The organism is Paenibacillus sp. IHBB 3054, from assembly GCF_051594305.1.
In the GTDB taxonomy this organism is placed as follows: domain Bacteria; phylum Bacillota; class Bacilli; order Paenibacillales; family Paenibacillaceae; genus Paenibacillus_AQ.
Window position 1 is genome coordinate 13,176 of record NZ_JBOFBG010000028.1, and the last position, 23,219, is coordinate 36,394.

Annotated in this window: 21 protein-coding genes and 1 pseudogene; 8 read left to right on the plus strand and 14 right to left on the minus strand. The window is 49.4% G+C overall.

Translation table 11 applies throughout. The annotated features are described in order from the left end of the window. Positions 1-398: 398 nt before the first annotated feature. The 6 genes from ACQ76X_RS24435 to ACQ76X_RS24460 all read right to left on the minus strand — a co-directional run bounded on the left by ACQ76X_RS24435 (position 399) and on the right by ACQ76X_RS24460 (position 6,103). Positions 399-2,198, minus strand: coding sequence for an ABC transporter ATP-binding protein (locus tag ACQ76X_RS24435; protein WP_438496324.1), 1,800 nt, complete (start codon positions 2,196-2,198; stop codon positions 399-401). Between the two features lie 13 nt (positions 2,199-2,211). Further along, positions 2,212-2,670, minus strand: a complete 459-nt coding sequence (locus tag ACQ76X_RS24440) for a lasso peptide biosynthesis B2 protein (protein WP_438496326.1) — start codon at positions 2,668-2,670, stop codon at positions 2,212-2,214. After that, complete coding sequence (locus ACQ76X_RS24445) at positions 2,667-2,966, minus strand: lasso peptide biosynthesis PqqD family chaperone (protein ID WP_038586027.1); 300 nt, start codon at positions 2,964-2,966, stop codon at positions 2,667-2,669. Before ACQ76X_RS24445 ends, ACQ76X_RS24440 begins: the two co-directional genes overlap by 4 nt. A 4-nt stretch (positions 2,967-2,970) precedes the next feature. Beyond that, positions 2,971-3,903, minus strand: a complete 933-nt coding sequence (locus ACQ76X_RS24450) for an aldolase (protein WP_438496327.1) — start codon at positions 3,901-3,903, stop codon at positions 2,971-2,973. A 114-nt stretch (positions 3,904-4,017) separates the two neighbouring features. Continuing rightward, positions 4,018-4,143, minus strand: a complete 126-nt coding sequence (locus ACQ76X_RS24455; protein ID WP_038586022.1) for a paeninodin family lasso peptide — start codon at positions 4,141-4,143, stop codon at positions 4,018-4,020. A gap of 31 nt (positions 4,144-4,174) precedes the next feature. Continuing rightward, positions 4,175-6,103 (minus strand): asparagine synthase-related protein, encoded by a 1,929-nt coding sequence (locus ACQ76X_RS24460; protein ID WP_438496328.1) that lies wholly within the window; start codon positions 6,101-6,103, stop codon positions 4,175-4,177. A gap of 343 nt (positions 6,104-6,446) precedes the next feature. On the opposite strand from ACQ76X_RS24460, the gene ACQ76X_RS24465 reads away from it, so the two are divergent. Both ACQ76X_RS24465 and ACQ76X_RS24470 read left to right on the plus strand, forming a co-directional pair. Next, positions 6,447-6,878, plus strand: coding sequence for an NUDIX domain-containing protein (locus ACQ76X_RS24465; protein ID WP_438496329.1), 432 nt, complete (start codon positions 6,447-6,449; stop codon positions 6,876-6,878). After that, a complete protein-coding gene (locus tag ACQ76X_RS24470; protein WP_438496330.1) occupies positions 6,866-7,381 on the plus strand; it encodes a DNA topology modulation protein FlaR in 516 nt (171 codons plus the stop codon). Before ACQ76X_RS24465 ends, ACQ76X_RS24470 begins: the two co-directional genes overlap by 13 nt. A gap of 11 nt (positions 7,382-7,392) precedes the next feature. Here the strand turns inward: ACQ76X_RS24470 and ACQ76X_RS24475 are convergent, their stop codons facing one another. Then, the gene (locus ACQ76X_RS24475; RefSeq protein ID WP_438496331.1) at positions 7,393-8,847 is read right to left on the minus strand and encodes a serine hydrolase domain-containing protein; all 1,455 of its coding nucleotides are present in this window, start codon (positions 8,845-8,847) and stop codon (positions 7,393-7,395) included. A 346-nt stretch (positions 8,848-9,193) separates the two neighbouring features. Between ACQ76X_RS24475 and ACQ76X_RS24480 the strand changes: the two genes are divergently transcribed. After that, on the plus strand, positions 9,194-9,787 hold the full coding sequence (locus ACQ76X_RS24480) for a GNAT family N-acetyltransferase (protein WP_438496332.1): 594 nt from the start codon (positions 9,194-9,196) through the stop codon (positions 9,785-9,787). 83 nt (positions 9,788-9,870) lie between these two features. Here the strand turns inward: ACQ76X_RS24480 and ACQ76X_RS24485 are convergent, their stop codons facing one another. The 5 genes from ACQ76X_RS24485 to ACQ76X_RS24505 all read right to left on the minus strand — a co-directional run bounded on the left by ACQ76X_RS24485 (position 9,871) and on the right by ACQ76X_RS24505 (position 15,651). Next, positions 9,871-10,767 carry an SDR family oxidoreductase gene (locus ACQ76X_RS24485; RefSeq protein WP_438496333.1) on the minus strand — a complete coding sequence of 299 codons (897 nt, stop codon included), beginning with the start codon at positions 10,765-10,767 and terminating at the stop codon, positions 9,871-9,873. Positions 10,768-10,952: 185 nt separating this feature from the next. Continuing rightward, the gene (locus tag ACQ76X_RS24490) at positions 10,953-12,650 is read right to left on the minus strand and encodes a hypothetical protein (protein WP_438496334.1); all 1,698 of its coding nucleotides are present in this window, start codon (positions 12,648-12,650) and stop codon (positions 10,953-10,955) included. A gap of 151 nt (positions 12,651-12,801) precedes the next feature. Next, positions 12,802-14,037 (minus strand): GGDEF domain-containing protein, encoded by a 1,236-nt coding sequence (locus tag ACQ76X_RS24495; RefSeq protein WP_438496335.1) that lies wholly within the window; start codon positions 14,035-14,037, stop codon positions 12,802-12,804. A gap of 177 nt (positions 14,038-14,214) precedes the next feature. After that, the gene (locus ACQ76X_RS24500; protein ID WP_438496336.1) at positions 14,215-15,057 is read right to left on the minus strand and encodes an aldo/keto reductase; all 843 of its coding nucleotides are present in this window, start codon (positions 15,055-15,057) and stop codon (positions 14,215-14,217) included. Between the two features lie 120 nt (positions 15,058-15,177). Beyond that, complete coding sequence (locus ACQ76X_RS24505; RefSeq protein WP_438496337.1) at positions 15,178-15,651, minus strand: VOC family protein; 474 nt, start codon at positions 15,649-15,651, stop codon at positions 15,178-15,180. Between the two features lie 388 nt (positions 15,652-16,039). Between ACQ76X_RS24505 and ACQ76X_RS24510 the strand changes: the two genes are divergently transcribed. Together ACQ76X_RS24510 and sstT are read left to right on the plus strand one after the other, a co-directional pair. Beyond that, positions 16,040-16,576 carry a ClbS/DfsB family four-helix bundle protein gene (locus ACQ76X_RS24510; protein ID WP_438496338.1) on the plus strand — a complete coding sequence of 179 codons (537 nt, stop codon included), beginning with the start codon at positions 16,040-16,042 and terminating at the stop codon, positions 16,574-16,576. Between the two features lie 286 nt (positions 16,577-16,862). Beyond that, positions 16,863-18,095 (plus strand): serine/threonine transporter SstT, encoded by a 1,233-nt coding sequence (gene sstT, locus ACQ76X_RS24515; RefSeq protein ID WP_438496340.1) that lies wholly within the window; start codon positions 16,863-16,865, stop codon positions 18,093-18,095. 177 nt (positions 18,096-18,272) lie between these two features. Here sstT and ACQ76X_RS24520 read toward each other — a convergent pair whose 3' ends face one another. Continuing rightward, the gene (locus tag ACQ76X_RS24520; protein ID WP_438496341.1) at positions 18,273-19,274 is read right to left on the minus strand and encodes a MerR family transcriptional regulator; all 1,002 of its coding nucleotides are present in this window, start codon (positions 19,272-19,274) and stop codon (positions 18,273-18,275) included. A gap of 134 nt (positions 19,275-19,408) precedes the next feature. Between ACQ76X_RS24520 and ACQ76X_RS24525 the strand changes: the two genes are divergently transcribed. From ACQ76X_RS24525 to ACQ76X_RS24535, 3 genes and pseudogenes are all read left to right on the plus strand, one after another. After that, positions 19,409-20,413, plus strand: a complete 1,005-nt coding sequence (locus ACQ76X_RS24525; protein WP_438496342.1) for an ABC transporter ATP-binding protein — start codon at positions 19,409-19,411, stop codon at positions 20,411-20,413. Continuing rightward, positions 20,410-21,201 carry an ABC transporter permease gene (locus ACQ76X_RS24530; protein ID WP_438496343.1) on the plus strand — a complete coding sequence of 264 codons (792 nt, stop codon included), beginning with the start codon at positions 20,410-20,412 and terminating at the stop codon, positions 21,199-21,201. The genes ACQ76X_RS24525 and ACQ76X_RS24530 overlap by 4 nt, the downstream gene beginning before the upstream one ends. 80 nt (positions 21,202-21,281) lie before the next feature. Next, positions 21,282-21,995 (plus strand): annotated as a pseudogene (locus tag ACQ76X_RS24535) (ABC transporter permease). Between the two features lie 175 nt (positions 21,996-22,170). On the opposite strand, the gene ACQ76X_RS24540 reads toward ACQ76X_RS24535, so the two are convergent. Then, positions 22,171-23,076 carry a GNAT family N-acetyltransferase gene (locus ACQ76X_RS24540; RefSeq protein WP_438496402.1) on the minus strand — a complete coding sequence of 302 codons (906 nt, stop codon included), beginning with the start codon at positions 23,074-23,076 and terminating at the stop codon, positions 22,171-22,173. Between the last annotated feature and the right edge of the window lie 143 nt (positions 23,077-23,219).

A 23,219-nucleotide genomic window follows, 5' to 3' on the forward strand; every position in this document is an offset into this window, starting at 1 on the left:
ATACACTAGATTCCTTTCTTTTGGAGCTCACATAGCATTCTGTTGTATTTCGTACACTAGATTTCTCAAATATAGCTGCATATCGGCGGTTCTTCGAAATATGACTGCACAAAGTGCAGTAGAATCGAAATATACCTGCTTTCGGTGGAATTCTGCTGTACAAAGTGCAATCATCTTCAAACTCCATGCCAAATCGGCTGATAGATGTGACACCAAAAGCCCCTCCCTGCCGATTTCGGTAGAGAGGGGCCATGCTATTTGTCTATTCGTCTATTCGTCTATTCGTCTATTCGTTCTTTAGTCTATTTCTCTATTTGTTATCTCTTTACCGATCTATCCCTCTAAGATGTCCAGTCGTCAACAGGTCTCGCCAGCTTCAACCCGAAATTGTGCGTCGCCTACATTGCCTCTTCCTGGCTGCTCAGCAACCGGCTGAACATGCCGCCTTTTTCCGAGGCCAGACCGCCGAACACGCCCTGCTGGATGACCCGACCCTGGTCGATGACCAGAATCTGATCGGCTCCCCGGATGGTGGACAACCGGTGGGCGATCACGATTACCGTCACGGAATGCTTTAGCCGTTCGAGCGCTTCCTGAATCCGCTTTTCGTTCTCGGTATCGAGCGCGCTTGTCGCTTCATCGAGGACCAGAATAGAAGGCTTGCGGATAATCGCGCGTGCCAGCACCAGACGCTGCCGTTCGCCGCCGGACAGGCGGATGCCCCGGTCACCGATCAGCGTATCCAGTCCTTCCGGCAGCTTGCGGACAAAATCGGCCGAAGAAGCAAACTCCAGCGCTTCCCACAGTTCTTCCTCGCTGGCATCCGGTTTGATCATCGTCAGATTATCGCGGATCGTCGCGTTGTACAGAAAAGGATCCTGCGCTACATAACCGATGGAGCGCCGGTAAGACAGGAGGTTGTCTCCTGAAATGGACTGACCGTCGGCCAAGATCTCGCCCGATTCCGGCTGCATCAGCCCCATAAGCAGATCGACTAGCGTGCTTTTCCCTGCGCCCGAACGTCCGACAATCGCCGTCATCTTATTAGCCGGAATCACCACATTTACCCCCTGGAGCGAATATTGCGGCTCCTGCGGATCATAACGGAAGTTCACGTTCCGGGCTTCCAGGCTTTGCTTCAAAGCCATAGGTGTAACTTGCTTCGCACTTTCCCCTTCCGCACCGTGTTCAGCAGCCTGCAGGCATTCTTCCTGCAGCGCCTGAAGCTGCTTGAAGGAAGGCAGTACAGAGGCGAGCTGCTCCATCAGCGACTGAAGGGCAGCAAAAGTCGGCCACAGCCGGGCAAACACGAGGATGACCAACAGGAAAGACGGGCCTTCTGCGTGCAGAAACCGGAAAGACACGAAGATAAACGCAGCAATCAGGAGCGTCGACGACATTTTGTACAGCAGCTGGGAATTCGAGCGCAGTCTTGTATAGTCCAGCTGCTCGTTTTTGACCTCAGCGGTAAACCCATGAAGCCAGTCCAACCGGGAATGCTCCAGATTATTGCTTTTGATATCCTTGATTCCGTTCAGTTGGTCCGTGATTCCGGCTAGATACATCTGGCCGAGCTGGGAGCTGCGACTGCCCAGCCTCTTGGCTTTGCGGATGAATCTGCGGGAGAACAAGGACAGCAGAACCGCACATACCAGTACAGAGAGAGTCATCTTAGGGGACAGCCAGAAGGCGAAGCCGATCTGCACCAGTGTGAACAGGAGTGAGGTGAGAAACTGCAGAAAACAGCTGATTCCAGCGAGCACCCTCGCCATTTCCGTGGTCATTACGTTGATAAGGTCAGAGGTGCGTTTTTTGAGGAAAAAGGCCCACTCCGACCGCAAAAGTGCGCTGTAAACATCATACCGCAGCTGCCGGCTGTAGCTCTGCTGAATCTCCACATTACGGACCGCAACAAAGCGTGAAATCAAATTTTGACAGAACACGATAACGACATACCCGCCGAGCACAATCCCAAGCGCCGTCGTCTGCGGCAGCTCTGACAGGAAACCGAGCATAGGTATACTGTATCCCGCTCCTGTTCCGCCTAGCTGAATACCGGCCATTCCCAGCATCGGTACAAGCAGCAGAATGGCTGAGCTCTCCAGCAGTCCGCTGATGACCATGCCAAGGAGGTTAAGGTACAGTTTGACTCCGGACAAGCGCTGAAGCTGCCGGATGTAATAGATTATGGATTGCATGGTCCCACCTCGATTACTCGGCTTGTAACACTTTGGCAAACTTCTCCACAACTACAAAACCCTGCATGGCATCATCGCCGGAGACATAATAAGCTCCGCTGCGCAGCCAGGCATGGGCGATCATTTGACCTTGCTTATCTCTGGCAACCCCCATATAGAGTGTGCTTTCAATCCCGCGTCTCTCTAACATTTGTAGCCCAGCCACTGCACGGACCATACAGGTGCTCTTCCAGGGTGTAAAACGGCTGATGACACGAATCGCTTTCGTAATATGCTTAATCCGGGGAATATCGGCCGCATTGGACACCTCAGAAGTCTCCTGAGACTGTATCCCCAGCCGTGGAGCCGTTCTTGCAAACGGAAAAAGCAGCTGGATTCGCACCAGAAAAAGCCTCCATAATGCCTCTGGAATCAGCGCCACAGCAGCCTTGTCAACGGTCAGCAACAGGCGGATGCGACGGAGGGTTGTCATGATCCGCTAACATTTACGACGAGATCCTCATCCAGCAGACTTTGCACAAAAGCAACCACATCCTGCTCGGCAAGCTCCGCCGAAACTTCAAAAATCTCCTGGATGGTCTCCACAATCCGTCTTACGGTAACCGGTGATGCCAGGGCCGACCAAATCTCTCCGCCAACCTCACCCAGATTGTAGTACTTGCCATTCTTCACATTCAGCATGACTTTCTCGCCGTCCATGTCACTGGCGATATTGCCCTCACGCTGCACAAGGACCGTTTCAAGGGACAAAATATTTGTAGTATTCATAGGTTCATCTCTCCTCCACTTGATGTTGGATCGTTTCATATATAAGCGAAGCTTGTGCCGGGGCACTGAAGCCTGCTTCAGGACGGGTAAGCCGGTACATCGGCAGCCGGTTAACAAAAGAGGCCAACATGCCAAAATGCCATTCGCGGATCCCAATCCGGTCAATCATCGCCTTTTGATAAGTGTGATTAAATAAAGTATGGAACCGTTCCAGGCCGCTGATGGCGTGCAGGGCTACCGGACTTTCTCCGGCCGCCGACAATTCAAACACACCTGCGAGCGGCAGCGGTTCAGCCTGGAAGCGGTCATGCACGGGAACGGCAAATTTAGTTTCACGTTCGAATAACGGGCGGTAAGAGGACGAATTCATTCCCAAATAGTCCAAGCTCTGCTGCCACAGCTTTTGCTGCGGATAACCTGGAACTGCTAATGGATGTCCATTTTGCACCATAACGGGAATAACGTCGTCGCTGATCAGCAGGTGGCCCTGATCCATCAAATAGGAGGCAAGTGTCGATTTACCTGCCCCTGAACGCCCAACTAGCGCGTAAGCCTTGTTGTCCAGTACAAGCGCACTGCCGTGAAGAGGGAGAATTTTTTTTTGCATCAGCAGAACGCCCATGCAGCTTCCCAGAATAAAGAGCCGTACACAGTCGCCATCCGCACCTGGTGCAGGTGACACTGTAATCGTACTGCCGTCCCGAATGGAGAAAATAGCGGTTTCCTTGGCTTCAAACATAACTTCGTTCCCTGATACACCCAGGCTGGGTGTGATCTTCGGAATGGCCTGCCAACGCTCCGACAAGTCTTCTTGAAGGACCGACACACTGCCGATCACCCCCGGCTGGTCAGTAAGAGGAAGCTCCGGCAAGGGAAATTCACTATGAATTTGCAGACCAAATGCTTTATAAGCCAAGCCTTGAACGATACTCGCCATACGATTCACTCCATCCTGTAAATTCACATGTTCTAAAAGGTGATGATGAAAAGATAGCCCTTCTCCCCCTTCAGCAAGCATAGGGGGATGAGGGCCGCACGACCAAAAGCAGTCTTAGGAGTAGTGCACGATCTCATCCGGATCATCTTGGAAGGAGTCGGCGAGTTTAAATCCTGGTCCAGCCATAGTCATTTTAACGTCGAGCACTTCCAAAGCAGGCTTGCTGTATTCCTTTTTCATATTCTTTCACCCCCTTTCAGGCGTCTTGCTATCAGGATAATGATTTCAGAAAGCGGTAAAATACAAGTCCCCGTGTAAGGAGGCGGAACTCCGAATTGTAAATCATCTCCGGTTTAGGCTCACTAATCCGGTCCAAACATCCCGCAAGCACATTGTTGTTCAAGTAGGCTGCAGTCCGGGGGTCCTTAATCATTTCCCGAAGCTCTTCGAGGAAGCTGTCCCACTGCGGCAGCATCCGGAGAATCCCGTCTGCTCCCTGCACTCCGCGCTGCTTCCGGTTCATTCTGACCTCATCCGGCAGACGTCCCTCCATGGCTCTGCGAATCAGGGAACGGTCCACCCCGTTCTGGACAAACTGTCCCTCCGGCACGGACAGGCAGAAGCGGATCACGCGCAGATCATTCGTGGGATCACGGTCCCATACCCGGTACTTCAGCGACATCTTGGTAGCCACTGTTCCGTTGACATTCCAGATATGCGGCTGCTCAAAATGCTTCTGGCGGATATCATAAACCGTCTGCGAGGAGGGTCTACGGTCCATATTGAATTCCCGAAGACGTTCATGGACCTCCGTTCGTTTGGCAAAATCGGGATGAATCAGCTCAAGCTGCATCTCCCGTTTGCGGGGCAGCAGCCGCTCAAGCGACGGAAAGGCCTTTTTACCGACGATCTGCAGCACCTTTCTGCGGTTCGCTTCCATCGACTGATTGTATTGCTTATTCTCACGGTAGAAAGAGAGCCACCGGAATTCACGAATCAGCTTGGCCTGATAATCCAGTGCAGGTCCCCAGGAAACACTCCAATTGCCTCTTTGTCCACTCAGCAGAACACCAAGTCCCTGCTGTTGTGCCTGTTCAAATATGCCTTTAAGCCAGTAAGAATTTTCAATGAACTTGTAGGGCATCTCCAGAATATCCAGCCATTCGTCAATCTCGGTATAAGGACTCTGCTCGGGAAAGTTCAGAAAGCTCGGCTGAATATTCCCTACATGATCAATCGTCTCCTGAATAAAAGGACGCTCATCTGCTACCCTTTTGCCCAGATTAAAACCGGTAAAGCTGTCTACAGGATAATAACTGAAGGTATGCAATGGTTTCCCGCGGCGACGGAGTTCTTCAGCAGCGAAGCTGACTACCGAGCCGGAGTCAAGCCCCCCGCTCAGGTTGGCACCGGCGGCAAGATGGGTCCGAAGCCTATCTTTGACCGCCTGTCCGAATACTTCGCGGAAGGCTTCCTCGTATTCCCCGTTGGAGCCAAGACGCAGTTTAGGCGGTGCCTGCAATATAAAGTAACGGGAGAATGTAATTTTCTCCCCGGTGATGGTCATGGAATGTGAAGGAGGCAGCTGTTCAATAGCTTGATAAACCGTTGAAAAGCAGTCCGTCGCATCGACTCTATTCTGAATAGCCAGAAACTCTGAGACCCATTCTTCATTCAGCTTATGGCTTACACCCGGCATAGAAAGCAGCGGATGAATAACTGTGCAAAAAGCGAAACTTTCAGTGGATCTATGAAAATAGAGCGTCCGGTTGCCGGAGAAATCTCTGGCTCCGAAAAGGGTTTGCTTGCGCTCGTCCCAGATCATGAAGGCAAAGTCTCCTACCAGATGAACGGGTGTCTGATCTCCCCACTTCTCGTAGGCGAGCAGGATGAGCAAGCTGTCGGGTATGGTGTCCCGGTCTTCATAGGGCACCTGAAGCTGCCCAAACAGCTCGCTGCGGTTGTCGATAATGGCATCCGCTGTAATTGCTATCCTCCGCTCGGGATCATAAAACGGCAGCTTTTCGTTCAAGGATTGTGGAGTAATCCACTGCGCACGGCAACCGAGGAAAATCCCCTGACCCTGCCAGCCCCTTGCATCATCCGCAGGATAACGGCTCAGCTGCTGCATAAGACTCGGTCCCTGATCAGGATTCAGATTATGGTGCTGCAATTGGCAGATACCGGCGATTGCGCTCATTTTGTGGCCTCCACCTGTATAAAAAATCTCCACTCGGCTCTTAAAACCCGGCAGGAGTTTTCCAGCGTTTATATTTTAATAGTTCTTAATAAAGAACACTTCTTAATATATAAGATAACGGTATTGCCATTCATTGTGAATAGCACCTAAGACTACTTTTAGGTATCCTTTAGCGTATTGACCTCAGTAGACTTTTGTGGTAGAGGAAAGCATCTAGGGAATCACACCCGGCGGTTGATTGTTGTTCAGCCATTGCTTACTATTATAAATAGTATCGGCAACCTGATCAGTCAGCCACCAGACAAGCAATCATCCTAAATATAACGATTAAGGAGTGTCTATTGTGTCAAATAAACTGATCGGCGCGGCAGCAGTCATCCTGAATCTGGAAGGGCATGTCCTTCTGGTTAAACACAGCTACGGTAAATACAATTGGGAACTGCCCGGAGGGTTATCCGAGGCACAAGAGTCGGCAGAGGAAAGCGCGCGGCGCGAAGTGCTGGAGGAGTCAGGACTTAAGGTCACTCCAGAGTCTTTAACCGGGGTCTACTATGACCCGAGTAATGATATGCACCATTTTGTTTTCACTTGTAAAGAAGACTCCTATCAAACACCTAAACCCTGCTCGCCGGAGATTGTGGAGTGCAAATATTGTGCTGTAGACGACCTGCCCCGGCCCATTAGCGATTTCACTGTGCAAAGAATCCTGCACGCGCTAAATCCCGCCAGCCAGCAACTTTTCCATGTGATCGGACCCAGACAATGGACCGAGTAAAACCAAACAGGATTCATATCATTGGTCCCGTCGGCAGCGGTAAATCCACCTTAGCAAGAAATCTGTCCTCCTCATTAGATATCCCTTATTACGAGCTCGACAACATCGTATGGAGGCGGACAGAAGGCGGTGATGTCAGGAACAGCGTGGAAGACAGAGACCAGATACTGAATAATATCCTTGCCACTGACAAGTGGATCATTGAAGGCGTGCATCATAAATGGGTAATGCAATCCTTTGAGCAGGCAGAGATGATTATGTATCTGGACACACATATCTGGAAAAGGAATTACCGCATATTCAAACGATTCGCCGTACAAAAACTGGGGTTTCAAAAAGGGAATTATAAACAATCCTTTGAAATGCTGAAAAAAATGTACATATGGAATTACGGACATCAGCAGAAAGAGCGGCCTGAAATTTTCGCAGCCTTGAAGCCGTATCAGGATAAGCTGCTTGTGTTACGGGACAACAGCAATCTTCACAAGCACATCAAGCTATAAATCCGCCTGTATTATGCGGGATTTCCCGTAACCCTATAGTTCGGTATATCAAGCGATACATTAATGTTGAACGCAAAGTCGATTTTGTTGTCATGAAAGGCTATTGTATAGGTGACCACGTATGGCGTTTCGATGTAGAACAGGATGAGTTGAAGCATGCTGGCATTTTCCCAGAGCGCATACGTGACCACCTCTTGCCGCTCTTGGGATAAGTCTTTAGGGAACACATCTGCCCCATGAAGCGGCTTGGAAAAATGAAACAGAATGACGTTATCCCGCTCATCCCCATAGAACATATGAAGCTCCAGTTGTTCGTCTTTCCACTCAAAAATGATTTTTTGGAGACCGTGGGGATTTTCATTGATTAAATAACATCTGTTAACCAGATTCGGTATATTTTCCGGTATAGGCTTGAAGGCAGGAACAGGATAAGCCATAGCCCCCAACCGGTGCTGGAGCTTGAGCATATCCTCAGAGTGACTGGAAATCCGTTTGACCCCACCTTGGTCTAATCGATCGATAATGTAATCATAAATCAAGTCTAAAAGACGCTGCAGCTTCGTCATATTCTCAAAGGCCGAGGTGGCCGCAATAACTATTTGCTGTTCAGGAGCCACAAAACAGAGCTGGCCAAAAGAGCCGTCCCCCCGATACGCCCCACGCCGGCATAGATGGAATTGGTATCCATAGCCTTGTGCCGAGTCGACCCGGTCTGCTCTGGCGAGGCGGCGGTTGTCACTTTGTTCCATAGTGGCTAATTCGATATACTGCTCAGACACAATTCTTTTTCCCGCATACAGTCCTTTATTCAGCAGCAACTGGCCAAATTTCGCGATACTTTCAATCGATAAGCTTAATCCCATCCCGCCTGCTGTAATACCCAGCGGACAAGTCTCCCATGATGGGCGAGGTATGCCTAAAGGCTCAAACAATCTTGGCATCAAAAAATCAACCATGCCCTGCCCCGCAACCTGCTCCATAATGGCAGACAGCATATAGGTGGAATGCGTGCTGTACACATAATAACTTCCCGGCTCATGCGGAACATCCTGTGCCAGAAATGCCCGCACAAAGTCCTGCTCCCTGGCCACAGCGGCATACATATTATCATGGTGGCCTGCGTTCATGGATAAAAGATGGTGCACCGTCATTTTCGCCAAGTTGGCAGAGATCCGCTGCGGCAGCTTGTCCGGAAAGAAGGAGATCACCGGGGCCTCCAGTTCCATAAGCCCTTCGTCACAGGCGATGCCTACAGCTATGGAGGTGACGCTTTTGCTCAGCGAATACAGCAATTGTGGGCAATCCGGGCGATACGGTGTCCGTGAAAACTCAGCCGTTACTACACCGTTCCGCAGCAGCATAAACTGGTTCACCTCAAGCTCCCGTTGTTCGATCGCAGTGAAGAAATCTAAGAGGTTTCTGGAAGATATCCCGTGATGATCGGGAATACCTCTGGATAACTTCATGGTTTATACCTCCTAATCTAAAATATTATATAGAATGAACTTAAAAACTTGAGATAAGGAAAAGGAGCAACGGAGGGGGATTTTGGAACTGGAGGAGCGGTAGTGTCCGCCTTTGTCTTCGGATTTCTACCGCTAATAGCGGTTAAAATCAAGAAATCTGAAGACAACAGCGGCCGGAAGTCCAAATATTCACCGTAGTTGCGACTGATCCTGTACTCTAAAACCTTAAGTTCAATCTATATAGTTATTTTATCGTTACTATTTGTTTTCCGAGTGCATTATTTCATAGTATAGAACAATTACGATAGAATATAGACTAGTGAAATCTAATCAAGGAGTTGGACCTATGGGCATCACAGATAGCAACCTTATTATGTTATCCATACCCGAAAGCTTTGAAAGTGAACGCCTGCTGATCCGCGCCCCACATTGGGGAGATGGTCTTGCTGTAAACGAGGCCGTCAAAGAAAGCATTGAGGAATTGCGTCCGTGGATGCCTTGGGCAAACAAAGTACCTACCATTGAGGAATCCGAAGCAAGCATCCGCCGCTCGCGGCTGGAATTCCTGGAGCGTACAGATCTGAGGCTGCTCTTATTCCGGAAGGAAACGGGGGAATTAATCGGCAGCAGCGGCCTGCACCGGATCGATTGGCAATCACGCAAGTTCGAGATCGGATATTGGGTTCATTCCGCTTTCGCCAGGCAGGGGTACATCACAGAAGCCGTAGATGCCATTACGAAATACGCGATTCAGGAGCTGCAGGCGAACCGGATTGAAATCCGCTGTGATTCCCGCAATGTGCAGAGTGCCAGAATCGCTGAGCGTTCAGGCTTTACCTTGGAAGGGACGCTGCGCAACGACAAATGTGATGTAACGGGTACTTTAAGACATACTATGATATTTGCCAAGGTTCGGGGTGTAGAGTACGGAGGGGAGTGAATCCCCCCATTGTTCCTAGCTATAATAACGAAAAAAGCAGACGCCGTTTGCATAACGGCGTCTGCTTTTTGGGACTATCCTGATTACGGCGTCGGCATCCCGCCATTGGCATTCAGCGTTTCACCACTGATGTAGCTGGATTCCTGGCTGGCCAGGAATACATAGGCCGGAGCCATCTCGGCGGGCTGGCCGGGACGGTTCAGCGGCGTCTTCGCCCCAAAGTCCTTCAGCACTTCCTCCGGCTGGCCGCCGCTGACCTGAAGCGGGGTCCACACCGGGCCGGGAGCCACAACGTTCACCCGGATCCCCTTGCCCGCCACCTGCTGAGCGAGTGATTTGCTGAACGTATTAATCGCAGCCTTCGTGGTTGCGTAGTCCAGCAAAATCGGTGCAGGCTGATACGCCTGAATCGAAGAAGTATTGATGATCGTGCTGCCCGGCTTCATGTGCTTGATCGCCGCCTTGCAGAGCCAGAACAGCGAGTACACATTCGTCTTGAAGGTGGCGTCGAACTGCTCCGTGGTGAGATCGGCGATATCCGGGACGAATTGCTGCTTGCCCGCAATATTGGCCAGAATATCGACTCCGCCCAGTTGTTCGACCGCTGCGGCAATCACCTGCTCACAGTAGCCCTCATCCTTGAGATCGCCTGGCAGGGCGACGGCCTTGCGGCCCGCTTCCTCTACAAGCTTGACCACTTCCTTCGCGTCAGCCTCTTCCTCCGGCATGTAGGACAGGACTATATCAGCACCTTCGCGGGCAAAGGCAATCGCCACCGCGCGGCCAATCCCGCTGTCTGCTCCGGTAACAATCGCTTTGCGTCCGGTAAGCCGTCCGCTGCCGCGGTAGGTTTCCGCACCGTCATCCGGCTTCGGATGCATCGCCTTCTCCAGTCCCGGAGCGGGCTGCTGCTGCTGGAACTCCGGCGTGGCTTTCTGATATTGTTTCACAGGGTCCTGAATCGTATATTGATCACTCATCGTAAATTCCTCCTCAGTCCAAAATGATTCAACTCTTATCTCTTTATGTAACCAGAACTGGGCTCTCTAAACGGAAGATTATTTCCATTCCAATGCAAAAGGCACAGCAAAAAGGCCGCCCTTACGAATAAGGATGCGGCCTGATGCTGTTAGGATCGGGAGAGAGTCCCGCTATAATTTGCTGCCTAGTTCACCGGAATCGTATAGAATAGCCGCGAACCATTGCTGTTGGTGTACCAGACAATATTGCCCCCGCTGACGACCGGATTGCATTCGGATAATACAAAATGCTTAATCGTCTGGATCGCACCTGCGGCTTGCCCCGAACCATCGATGAATACATATTTCAAATCACCCGGATGATTGTCCTTATCAAATTCCTGCCACAGCACCATGAATTTGTCATCCGTTATCTTCACCAGTTTCGGTATGGAGGCAATACGATCGGTGCCTACATACTTAGCCAGGGTGATATGTTTAACGGAAGCGCTGGCAAGGCTGTTCTTGGGCAATACATTCAGCATGATATCCCGCTGATCCTTCTCCAGGCCAACCATCTCATAAGAGGTGTAATCTTTAACCAAGGAATGGTCGATGCTGTTCATAGCAACAATATAATTGCCTGCGGACATTTCGAACCCGCCAACCGAAACCCCGGTGGCATTCGCCCCGGTTCTCCCAGGAATCTGGAACAGGTCCACCTCGCTGTAACTCTTGCCGTCGCCTTTATTCAGGACGATTGAACGGGGATAGGCATCACCATGATCCACAAGCACATGGCTGCTTCCATCGAACAGCACATATTGATCGAAGGAGTGGCTGACATGATTTTTCTGAAATCTTCCCATATCATTGGTCACGGTCATGGTGCTGGTGTTCACGATAATTGTGAGCTGGGACTGATGGTTTAATCCGTCTTCTGTCGTGTATCTTTCACGGCTGGTGTGGAAGACAAGCGTATCTCCCTGTTCGGCCATCCTTCCGGAGGCTGCATCAAAAGGTACTACCGTGTAGCTCTCCCCGCCTTTAACAGACACACTGTCGATACGGTTGAAGCTTTTATCATAACGGACGATGCGAATGACCTCTTTGCTGTTATCCTCTTCACGGTTCTCTTGTCCAAACGCAATATAGTTGTACTTCTCACCGCTGTAGAAGCCGCCGAACAGCGGAAGCTCATAAGCTACTTTTTGAGTTGCTGTCAATTCATATTTGGCATTGTACGTTTCAATCGCAACCTCCTTGCCCGCCTCAATGACGCTTACTGTCCCGTCGCTATTGTTGACAAGGTAGGACTCTACTGTACTTTTCCATCTGGGGAAATTAGACGATTCGGCATTGCTCTCCACCGCAGCCCCCGTCTTCACACGGTACGCATGGTCCGGAACCTTAGAGAACATCGACAGCTGGTTCAGCTTATTGTCGTATTCGAGCTCAAACGGAATCTTGGCGGCCAAATCTCTCAACTGAAAATAATTTCTGCCGTCAATCGTATAGGCCTTAATAGACTGCAACTGCCCGTCAAGCACCACCTTGGAATTGGACAGTGTAGCGCTATAGCTGCTGCTCTGGCTGTAATATTTGCTGCCTCCGCTCTCCTCAGGAGTATAGGCTTGTCCGGTTATGATCTCAATCGCGTTGTTTTTCTTATTCCAGGTAATATCGAACTGGCTGGAGGTTCCAGAGAAATGTTCGGCGATATCACGCAAGCTGTAATAATTATTGCCGAGTATCGCGAATCCGTTAGACTGCTTCTCTTCTCCATTAAAAAATGTGCTGCTCTCTGCCACCTTAGCCTTCACCGCATTGTCCGCAAAGGTTGTGCTGCCAAAGGCTGGTGTAACCATTAACAATATAAGCAGCAGACTAAATAGCTTTTTCATTCGTTGTTTCCTCCATCGATTATAATTTTGCTAAGAATACTCCTGCCTGCTCCAACATTGAACCTTACCGAATGCCCCCGTTTCTGCTTGGTCTAAGAACCGCTATACTATGTATGTTTTTGTTGCTTTGGTGCCTTATGAAATAGAATATTCACTTACTTACGCAGTTTCTCCCTTTTTTCTTGGCCCGGTATAAGGCGGTGTCCGCAGACTTCATGACCGTATCCGGCGTTTTGTTTTTTTCATTTTTTTGGGCAACGCCGATGCTTATCGTTATGTAAATGGGCCTGGCTGATCTTGAGCTTGCAGATTTCGATTTGCGCTTTGTTTTACCTTTTCCTCTGTTCTTCCCCCGCAGTGTAAAAGCACGCTTAGCCACTTTCTCGCGCAGCTCTTCCAGATGCGGCAAAGCATCCTGAATGCTTTTACCCGGGAACAGGATCGTAAATTCCTCACCGCCATAACGGAAGGGCCTTCCGCCTCCGGCAACCTCTCTTAAGGTAGAAGCGACGAGCCTTAGCACTTCATCCCCCGTATCATGGCCATAAGTATCATTGAATTTCTTAAAGTGATCGATGTCCAGCATGGCAATCGCATAATTCATCCCCAGCTTCATCATATCCTGCTTCAAGGCCCGCCTGGAAGGAAGTCCGGTCAACTCATCGGAGAACGCCATCGAATACGAATCCTGAATGATCGAGGTGATCAGAATGATCCCCGATACGCCCCATAATATGGAATATAGGATAAGATCATACTCGCTATGCAGCACATATAACATTCCCGCCAGCACCGCAATGAAAGAAATATCCTGCGATGACTTCTGGGAAACTTGCCTGATGATAAGTCTTATCCCCGCCAACACAAAAGCAATCAGCGAGACTTGCGACAATGGGGTGAGATCACGCAGCGTTACAGGCAGCAGATCCTTGCCGATCCGGTGCAGAATGACGCTTTGGTCCGGGTTCAACAACCACACGGCGGCTGCTGCCTGAGCCAATATAAATGCAATGCGGAGAAGTCCCCATAGACTGAATATCCCGCGCTCCTTAAAGAAAGAGAAGATCAGGACATTGACAGGAATCACCAGGCAGAGAATGGAGTGCAGATCGGACACCGACACCTCGCCACCCGCGCCGGGCAGCTCCCGCAAATATTGCAGTGAGGCCAGGCTGAGCGTAAAAATAAGGAGCAGGAAAAACTCCCGGCTGCGGTTGAATTTCCAGGAGAGGACGCCTCCGATCAGAAAGATAGGATAGGGGGCAAGCCTCACAAGCTCCAGCTGCGGCTGGGACAAGGTATGTGTGTTATTGGCAAAGAAGTACGCCAGCACAAGCAGAGCAAACGGCAGTATGATCGTGGATGCGACTTTGAGTATATTTTTCAACGTTCAATAAATCCTCCGTGTCCTTTCAACTATACTTATTTATCGGTTAAATGCCCGCGCCCGCTTAATTATGAATCGAACCCTTTTGCCCACCTGCACATAAAAAAAACCTATCCATTACTGCGGATAGGGTTGTCCGATCTATAGCATTTGTGAACACACATGCGTCAAGTACGTTTAGAATTCCTCATAGGTCGCCGGATCTTGATCCGCGATACGCCCGGATGCTGAGGTTAATCCTGAAATTGTCTCCATTTCTGCTTCAGTCAATGCGAAATCAAACACGTTCAGGTTATCTCGCTGATGCTCTACAGATCCTGCTTTGGGAATCGGAACCGCTCCAAGCTGGACATGCCAGCGCAAGATGACCTGGGAGATTGACTTGTTATATCTTCCGGCAATTTCAGCAAGCTTGTCATTCTCCAGAATACTGCTGCCCCGTCCGAGCGGACTCCATGATTCGGTCACGATTCCGTGCTCTTTATGCCAACGACGCTGCTCTTCCTGGTTAAACAGAGGATGCAGCTCGATTTGGTTCATGCTTGGCGCTACTCCAGTTTCCTTGATCAAACGCTCTATATGCTCCGGCAAAAAGTTGCAGACCCCTATGGAGCGGATCAGCCCTTGCTTCTTGGCCTCGATCATCGCCTGCCAGGCCTCAACGTATAAATTCACATTGGGGTTCGGCCAATGGATAAGATAGAAATCATAATAGTCCAATCCGGCCCGATATAAGGATTCCTGGATCGTTTCCACCGCTTTGTCATAAGCGTGATGGCGCCCCGGCAGCTTGGACGTAATGAACAGCTGATCCCTCGGCACAGAGCTTTGGCGAACCGCTTCGCCAATCGTTCCTTCATTCTCATAATTAAAGGCGCTATCCAGCAAGCGATAGCCGGCATCAATCGCTGTTGTAAGACTTTTCACACCGCCCTCACCCTTCAAGCGGTAAGTCCCAAATCCAATCGCAGGCACCTTTAGTCCATCGTTCAATTCAATTTCCGGGATTCTTTCAGTCATCGTTACTCTTCTCCTTTGTGTCGTGCAATCCCCAAACGGGCTGCACTCTATTTATGTTGAAGACGCAAACGCGCTTGCACCCAGTTCTATTTTACCTTATTTAGTCTGGAAGTGTCGCCTCTACTCCCCTTCGAACGCCCGCTTCAGCGCCGCGATGTCCAGCTTGCCCATACCCATCATCGCCTCTGTAACTCTCTGCGCTTTGAGCGGATCGGGATCTTTCAGCATTTCTTCGAGGACGGTGGGACAAATCTGCCAGGACAGGCCGTATTTATCCTTTAGCCAGCCGCATGGCCCTTTGGAGCCGCCTTCGGACAGTTTCTCCCACAGATGATCAACTTCTTCCTGTCCCTCACAGTTGACCAATAAGGAGATGGCTTCGCTGAACTTAAATTCAGGTCCGCCGTTAAGCGCAGTGAACGATTGACCGTCAAGCTCGAACGTCACCGTCAGAACCGTTCCGGCGGGCCGCCGCCCGTTTTCTCCGTAATACAGGGTATCTATGATTTTGGAGTTTTTGAAGATAGAGATATAAAAGCTGGCCGCTGCTTCCGCTTCGGTATCGAACCATAAATTCGTAACTATTTTCTGCATCACAGATTCCTCCAATAGTTTCATATTCCGCTCGTCTTATTCTTCCACGTACCAGAACTCCCCATACTGGGGGACTGCCAATAGATAATCTTCTACATTACTCCACGCTGTGTTGCCGTATCGATTCATCGGGACTAGAGTTCCTTAGGCTTTAAATGCTTTTCTATAAACTTAAAAGAATTATGATCCAGCTGATTCCCAATACCCTTAATCTGGATTTTATAATACAGCAGGTAAATAGTTTGGGCCATTAACAAAATTAGCGTGATCTCACTTCCATCCTTTATATACGATTATAGATTTTTGCTATGATCCTGCTTTGGTTAAATATGACATACTGTCGTCACTGCTCTATGGTATAACTAGAATAAAAACGAGGTGCGCTGCTGTGGCAAGCTATGAATATTCGTCCAAAGAGGAATTAATCGAGACCATTCATTCCAAGTATGTGCTGCTGGATGCAGAATTTGACGGGATCGACGACAGCCAGAGGGATGCAAGAATACCTGAGGTGGATAAAACACCCGCCGAAATTATCGCCTACCAGCTTGGCTGGCTTCCGCTCGTCATGGGCTGGGACAAGGATGAACGGGAAGGCCATGAGGTCCACATGCCGTCACCCGGCTATAAATGGAACCAGCTTGGCGGACTTTACCAGTCCTTCTACGAGCAATATGCCGCATTATCCCTCGCCGAGCTGCGAGACCTATTCCGTCAGAGGGAGCAGGAGTGGCTGGAATGGATCGGTACGTTAACCGAAGAAGAGTTGTTCACCCAAGGCACCCGCAAATGGACCGGCAGCAAGGATAACTGGCCGATGGCCCGATGGATTCACATCAATTCAGTCGCACCGTTCACCAACTTCCGCGCCAAAATCAGAAAGTGGAAGAAACACAGTGCGGCGGAGAACCCGGGTAATGCATAACAAATGTTGAGGTTAGCATCCCAAGAGCGTTAAGCTCGTTATTAATGCAAACCATAGAGTCCCGTTTACTCCCCCCAATCGGGTAAGTGGCTAAATGGACATTTGCACCTGACAAGCCGCCCATTTCCGGCGGAACACTATCAAAAAGCGGAAGATCGAATAACGGTGTGCAAATTTTTACAGTTGCACACAATCGACATTTTTCGTGATAAACTTACATACGCTGCCGCGATAAAGCAGGCGTCAGGGCTTAGTTATATTTCCATATTGAAACCGGGGGGAAGTAATGAAGACAGCATTGCTCAAGTGGAACCAAGTGAGCCTAGTACAACGAATACTTGTGGGGATTGTAATTGGTATAATTCTAGCTGTATTGATTCCTGATGCAACTGGGGTCAGCATTTTCGGCTCCTTGTTTGTACTGGCATTAAAGGCAGTCGCACCTGTATTGGTCTTGCTCTTAGTCATGTCGGCCATATCCAAACATAAAAAAGGCCAACAAACGAATATGAAAGCGATTCTTGTTCTGTATGGTTTAAGTACATTTTTGGCAGGGCTGATTGCAGTTATCGTAAGTTTTATGTTTCCGGTACGCTTATCACTTGTAAAGGGTGTGAGCGACCTGACTCCACCTGATGGAATTGTAGAAGTACTCAAAGCTTTGCTGTTTAATGTGGTCGATAACCCGGTAAACGCCCTAATGAATGCCAACTATATCGGTATCCTGACATGGGCTATATTACTTGGCTTTGCTCTTAGAAATGCCAATGATAACACCAAAGACACGCTTACTAATTTTTCAGATGCTGTCTCGCGAATCGTCAAGTGGGTAATCAGCTTGGCACCATTAGGCATCATGGGACTTGTCTTTGATTCTATTACAGCAAAGGGACTTTCATCTCTGCTTGATTACGGTAAACTACTTCTTGTTCTCATTGGATGTATGTTATTCATGGCGCTTGTGATTAATCCGTTAATTGTATATCTGAATATTCGTAGAAATCCTTACCCTCTTGTCTTCCATTGCCTGAAGGAAAGCGGGATTACCGCATTCTTTACTCGCAGCTCAGCCGCAAACATTCCCATCAACATGAGATTATGTGAAAAGCTGGATCTGGATGCAGATACGTATTCTGTGTCCATTCCCTTAGGTGCTACGATTAATATGGCGGGTGCAGCTGTTACAATTTCCGTCTTGACCCTCGCTGCTGTTCACACGGTCGGCATTGAAGTGGATTTTGGTATGGCGCTTGTTCTTAGTGTGTTGTCTGCTATCTCTGCTGCAGGTGCCTCAGGTGTTGCCGGAGGATCGCTCTTACTGATTCCTCTAGCATGCAGCGTCTTCGGCATTCCGAATGATATTGCGATTCAAGTCGTTGGTGTAGGTTTCATTATCGGTGTTCTGCAGGACTCTTTCGAGACTGCGCTTAACTCATCTTCCGACTTACTATTCACAGCAACCGCTGAATATGCAAAAAATCGCAAAGAAGGCGTGGAATTTGTGATTAATACCCAATAAATAGTGTAGATAAAAACAAGCAGGAGACCTTGAGCTCCTGCTTGTTTATTGTTCCCGGTTGGATTGGGTTTCTGCTGCGCTTCGTCAACCCTGATGTCACTCTTTATAAAGTTATTTGCAGCAAGTGAAGGTTGCTATCTTGAGATGGCTATCGGGTGGTGAATAATTGGAGCCTTCCTATCTAATCTCCACTACAATTTGTTTGATTGCAGCTGCGCTTATAGTCAGGCTGGCAAGGGTGTCCAGCCAATGATCGCCTGCGCTGACAAATTCAATTTCCAAATCCGCCGCAGGCTGGTTAAGCGCAAGAACGGCTCCGGCGCTGTTGCCACTGTCGAAAATGAGCATACTGCGCTGGATAGCGGATATGCTGTAATGATTTTGCCTGAGCATATAGATGATGCGTAGCCTTGCAATTTCTTCATCTCCATAGACGCGGGATTGATCAGGCTGCCGCGGAACACAGATCAGCCCGTTGCGCTCCCAATTGCGCAGCACTTCCGGTGTGACTCCTAACAAAGACGCGGCTTCCTTATGGCTATACACATTCCCTGTGCCGGGCAGCTGGCCTTTCTCGGTCCAATTCTTAAGCAGCGACGCTGTTTCCAGTGCAGAGGCGTATTCCTTCTCCAATAGATGCTGATAGGCTTCAGCATTGGTTAACGCCAGCTCCACATCCCATGATTTAAGGGCAGCTGCAACCGAAAAGGCGGTGTTTCTTAGAGTGCGGTTGGTATAGGGGGTACCGAAGATCAATCGGCAAACCCGAAGCTGTGTAAGATGTCTGTATGTAAACTGCCGATAGCGGTTTTCCGTGCGTTCTACCGGTGAGATCAGCCCTATTTTTTCATAAAACCTTATCGTGTTGGGATGTACGCCCAGCTCCTGAGCGATTTGTCCTGTCCTATAAAATGCTTCACCGGATGTATTAAGAATCGGCTTGGGCCTCGCGGCTGATTCACCGGGGGTAAACTTCATAATCTCTCCAATGTCACAAGCAAGCGCTGTGCAAATCCGGGCCAGAACGCCAAGATCGGGACGCTTGATTTCATTGGTAATATACAGATTCAGCTGACTCCTCTGAACGTGTGCAAGCTGAGCCAGCCTCCCGCTGTCAATGCCTTTGCTGCTCATGACTGACCCAAGGATAATATCGAAGTGTCCCCACTGTTCCGGCATGCAACAACCCCCATTTGGAAAAAAGATACATCTGTTATACCACAGAGAACAACAGCTATCAAATAGAACCTTCCAGTTTCGCACCCCCCCTCCCCTGGCATGATAAACTCCTGTCATCAAAGGAGGATGAATCTATGGCGTATCATATCGAAGCAAATGGATTGTCAAAAACATATCGTATTCCAGTCAGGGAAGCCGGCCTTCGTTCGGCGTTCGGCAGCCTGTTCCGTCCGCAGTTTAATGAAGTTAAGGCTGTAGACGAGGTGAGCTTTGCCATAGAACGCGGCGAAATGGTGGGGTTCATCGGGCCGAATGGCGCAGGCAAGACCACGACACTCAAAATGCTCTCCGGGCTGCTCTACCCGACTTCAGGCAGTGCAACGGCGGCGGGATTTACGCCCTGGCAGCGCAAACCCCAATATCTCAAGAAGATCAGCATGCTCATGGGCAATCGCAGCCAAATGCAGTGGAATAACACCGTGTATGATACGATGCACATTTTCAAAGAGATCTACGGAGTGCCCACAGCGGATTTCAAAAGACATCTTGTAGAGCTTGGGGACATGTTCGATGTAGGTAAGCTTATGCAAAAACGCGCCCGCAACCTCTCGCTCGGTGAACGGTCCAAATGCGAATTTATTGTCACCCTTCTGCATAAGCCGGAAATCCTGTATCTGGATGAGCCGACACTTGGGATGGACGTGACAATGCAATTAAGGCTGCGGCAATATATGAAGGAATATAACCAGAAATTTGGTACAACGGTTATTCTGACAAGCCATTATATGTCCGATATCACTTCGCTTTGCTCCAGGGTGATGCTGATCAACGGCGGACACTTGGTCTATGACGGTAAGCTCTCCAGCCTGACGGACAAGATCACGCCTTACCGGATCATTAAGCTGACTCTTGAAGAAGATAATCCTCCTCTGAGCCCGGAGAGCCTTCAGATAGATGGAATTCCCACAGAATGGATTGAGAATAGCGGAAATGAGTACACCCTCCGGGTAAAGAAAGAGGATGTCGTGAGGACTAGCGGAATGCTGATGAGCAGGTATATCCTCATTGATTTCGGAATCGCTGATCCCCCCATTGAATCAGTGATTGACACCATATATGCAGAGGGGATCACCGTATGAATATCCGCGGCGGAATAGCGATGATTCGGGGCCAGCTCTTCAATTTCATGTCGGAAAAAGGATTCTTCTGGACGCTTGCACTCGGCTGGATGATCGGACCTGTGATCTATATGATCGTCTGGTCGACGGCTGCGTCATCCGGCACAATCGGGGGATATGACAGGAATGCCTTTGTTCTATACTATCTGTGCCTCATCCTCATCAATCAAATGACGTATCCGACGACACACTGGTCAACGGCTCAAGCGATACATAATGGCTCGATATCCTCAGCGCTGCTGCGCCCGTTGCCTCTTATTTATGGAGCGGTCGGACAAGAAGCGGCTGTCAAAATGGTGTGCATCCCGTTTGTTGCGGTTGTGGTTACGCTACTCGGGTTATTGCTGGGCGTGCAGGCCAGTTTTACATTTGTGTCCGTAGCTGCCGGCCTTGCGGCCCTTATGCTTGCACTCATGATTCGCTTTCTGCTAGCCTACATCCTGTCCCTTCTCGCTTTTTGGACACAGCATTCCTCGGCACTGCTCAGTGTCAACGATACCTTCATCTTTCTGTTCGGCGGACAGGTGGCTCCGCTTGCCTTGTTCCCCGGCCAGCTTAACCAGCTTACGCATTTTCTGCCCTACCGGTACCTGATCTCTTTCCCGGTGGAGGCGCTTATGGGCACATTAAACCGTGAGAGCATGATCCGGGGCTTCACCATGCAGCTGCTCTGGACTGCTGTATTGATGCTTGTGTGTTATGGTGTGAACCGGTACGGCCAGCGTAAATATTCGGCAGTGGGAGGATAACCATGAGATATTTCAGACTAATCTTTACCTTCATGAAAGCGGCGTTTCAGAATGAGTCAGCATATCGTCTGAACTTTGTTATGAATTTTTTAAGTGCGGTGTTAGGTCTGGCAGGCGGTATTGGGGGAATTTATATTCTCTACGTCAACAATGAGGTCCTTAACGGCTGGACGATGCCGGAGACTCTGGCTGTGCTCGGCGTTTACATGCTGGTGCAAGCCGTAAAAAATGTTGTGATCGGCCCCAGCATGAACAAGCTTGGCGGCATGGACGGCGAGATTGAAAGCGGGACGTTTGATTATACCCTATTGAAACCTATATCGACCCAATATTACATCAGTGTGCGGGAATGGTCTCTCTGATCGATTCTGCATATCGCCGTTGCCACAGGTGTAATCCTTTTCGCGATAGACGGCATGAACAGCGAAATAACCCTCCTAGCCGCTGCTCAGTTTCTGCTTGCACTAGTTATTTCACTCGGAATTCTGTATTCCGTGATGCTGATTCTGAGCTCTGTCGCTTTTTGGTACAGAGGGACCTACTTGTTGTGGATTATGGAAGATATCCTGCAAGCGGGACGGTATCCGATCGGCATCTATCCGCGCCCGCTCCGGTTGGTCTTGACGTGGGTGCTGCCTGTCGGGTTCATTGTATCGGTTCCGGCTGAAGCACTTGTCCAGAAAGCTGAGCCCCTTATGCTTGCGGCAGGAGCCGTGCTTATGGTCATCCTTTTTACAATTGCGACACTCTTCTTCAACCGCAGCCTCCACAAGTATTCCAGCGCATCCAGCTGAACAACCAATTTTGATGATCCCGACGAAAAACTTGGCTGGAAGCACCACGCTGCCTGGTTGTTCCACTTTTACATTGGCAGCTTCCTAGTTGTATAATTCGCTTTGAAGCGTAATCGTTCTAACTCTTATACGACGTAAAGAGAACGTCCATTTCAGGACGTTCCTTTTACGTATTTTAATCGATTGCATAGCCGATCGTCAGGATGAACCCGTACAGCTCATAGCCAATCTGAGTATATAGGCGAATGGCCTTCTGATTGTTTCCATGTGTGCCCAAGGTGGCGATTGATTTGCCCTGCTGCTTCAGATGCTCCAGAGCTGTGCATATCATGCTCCGGGCGACGCCTTGTTTCTGCCACTCCGGTATGACAAAAACACTTTCCGTTGCGCTCCGCTCATCCGTGATGCGCCATGTGGACGTGTTGCCGATCAATTGATTGCCGGCAAACGCACAAAAGTTGACCATTTCCGGCGATCCCTGCATCCAGCTTAAATGGTTCATACTCCAGGCGACACCGTCAAAGGAAGCGAGCTCCGCTTGATGATACTGTTCCAAAGCCTCGCTGTTATCTAGTAGAAATGGCAGCACCTGCACCCCCTCCGGTAAAGGATAGCGGGGAATGTCCTGACTGAGGTCGAATTTAAATACGATAATCGTGTCCCGGATGGTAAATCCGCGGGCCAGGTAGTAGCTCAAATCCTTGAGATTTTCCGCGTCTAAATATTCAGCTAGTACAATGCGCTTATCCGGATGCTCGGCTTTAATTTCTCTGGATCGTCTAATTAACGCATCCGTCAGGGCATCTTTAATCTGTTCATCCTCAACACCGTCCGCAAATAGGATTTGAAACTTTAGATATCGGATGAAATCCTTGTCTTCATCATGTCCGGCCGCATGAAAGGTCTCATGCTCCATCAGGTGGGCAACCGCTATAATTTTATCTTCCCCATTCACTGCGCAGAACATATTTCTCTTATCCAGATCACCATGATACAGATAGGTCATATTAAGAACAAAATCCAGGCTCCCGATCTGCTCCGCATCTTCTTCTTTCGGATTTCGGATTACAAAATCCTTCATCACTAGCATCGCCCTCCAATTTTCTCGGGTACCGCTTACTTTCCTAATTCAATATTGACTGAGTACACTGCACCCGGCAAGGTAGACTTTAAATATAGTCATCTATAGCTTTCGTTTTTCTTCATTTTTGCATTTTATAGTAA

What these genes read in the sequence shown, in the direction of transcription:
- ACQ76X_RS24520 (WP_438496341.1), bottom strand. Translation starts at nt 19,274, where the DNA reads ATGCCGGAACAGTGGGGACACTTCGATATTATCCTTGGGTCAGTCATG.
- ACQ76X_RS24445 (WP_038586027.1), bottom strand. Translation starts at nt 2,966, where the DNA reads ATGAATACTACAAATATTTTGTCCCTTGAAACGGTCCTTGTGCAGCGT.
- ACQ76X_RS24470 (WP_438496330.1), top strand. Translation starts at nt 6,866, where the DNA reads ATGGACCGAGTAAAACCAAACAGGATTCATATCATTGGTCCCGTCGGC.
- ACQ76X_RS24540 (WP_438496402.1), bottom strand. Translation starts at nt 23,076, where the DNA reads ATGAAGGATTTTGTAATCCGAAATCCGAAAGAAGAAGATGCGGAGCAG.
- ACQ76X_RS24440 (WP_438496326.1), bottom strand. Translation starts at nt 2,670, where the DNA reads ATGACAACCCTCCGTCGCATCCGCCTGTTGCTGACCGTTGACAAGGCT.
- ACQ76X_RS24475 (WP_438496331.1), bottom strand. Translation starts at nt 8,847, where the DNA reads ATGAAGTTATCCAGAGGTATTCCCGATCATCACGGGATATCTTCCAGA.
- ACQ76X_RS24455 (WP_038586022.1), bottom strand. Translation starts at nt 4,143, where the DNA reads ATGAAAAAGGAATACAGCAAGCCTGCTTTGGAAGTGCTCGACGTTAAA.
- ACQ76X_RS24525 (WP_438496342.1), top strand. Translation starts at nt 19,409, where the DNA reads ATGGCGTATCATATCGAAGCAAATGGATTGTCAAAAACATATCGTATT.
- ACQ76X_RS24480 (WP_438496332.1), top strand. Translation starts at nt 9,194, where the DNA reads ATGGGCATCACAGATAGCAACCTTATTATGTTATCCATACCCGAAAGC.
- ACQ76X_RS24505 (WP_438496337.1), bottom strand. Translation starts at nt 15,651, where the DNA reads ATGCAGAAAATAGTTACGAATTTATGGTTCGATACCGAAGCGGAAGCA.
- ACQ76X_RS24530 (WP_438496343.1), top strand. Translation starts at nt 20,410, where the DNA reads ATGAATATCCGCGGCGGAATAGCGATGATTCGGGGCCAGCTCTTCAAT.
- ACQ76X_RS24485 (WP_438496333.1), bottom strand. Translation starts at nt 10,767, where the DNA reads ATGAGTGATCAATATACGATTCAGGACCCTGTGAAACAATATCAGAAA.
- ACQ76X_RS24460 (WP_438496328.1), bottom strand. Translation starts at nt 6,103, where the DNA reads ATGAGCGCAATCGCCGGTATCTGCCAATTGCAGCACCATAATCTGAAT.
- ACQ76X_RS24490 (WP_438496334.1), bottom strand. Translation starts at nt 12,650, where the DNA reads ATGAAAAAGCTATTTAGTCTGCTGCTTATATTGTTAATGGTTACACCA.
- ACQ76X_RS24435 (WP_438496324.1), bottom strand. Translation starts at nt 2,198, where the DNA reads ATGCAATCCATAATCTATTACATCCGGCAGCTTCAGCGCTTGTCCGGA.
- ACQ76X_RS24500 (WP_438496336.1), bottom strand. Translation starts at nt 15,057, where the DNA reads ATGACTGAAAGAATCCCGGAAATTGAATTGAACGATGGACTAAAGGTG.
- ACQ76X_RS24450 (WP_438496327.1), bottom strand. Translation starts at nt 3,903, where the DNA reads ATGGCGAGTATCGTTCAAGGCTTGGCTTATAAAGCATTTGGTCTGCAA.
- sstT (WP_438496340.1), top strand. Translation starts at nt 16,863, where the DNA reads ATGAAGACAGCATTGCTCAAGTGGAACCAAGTGAGCCTAGTACAACGA.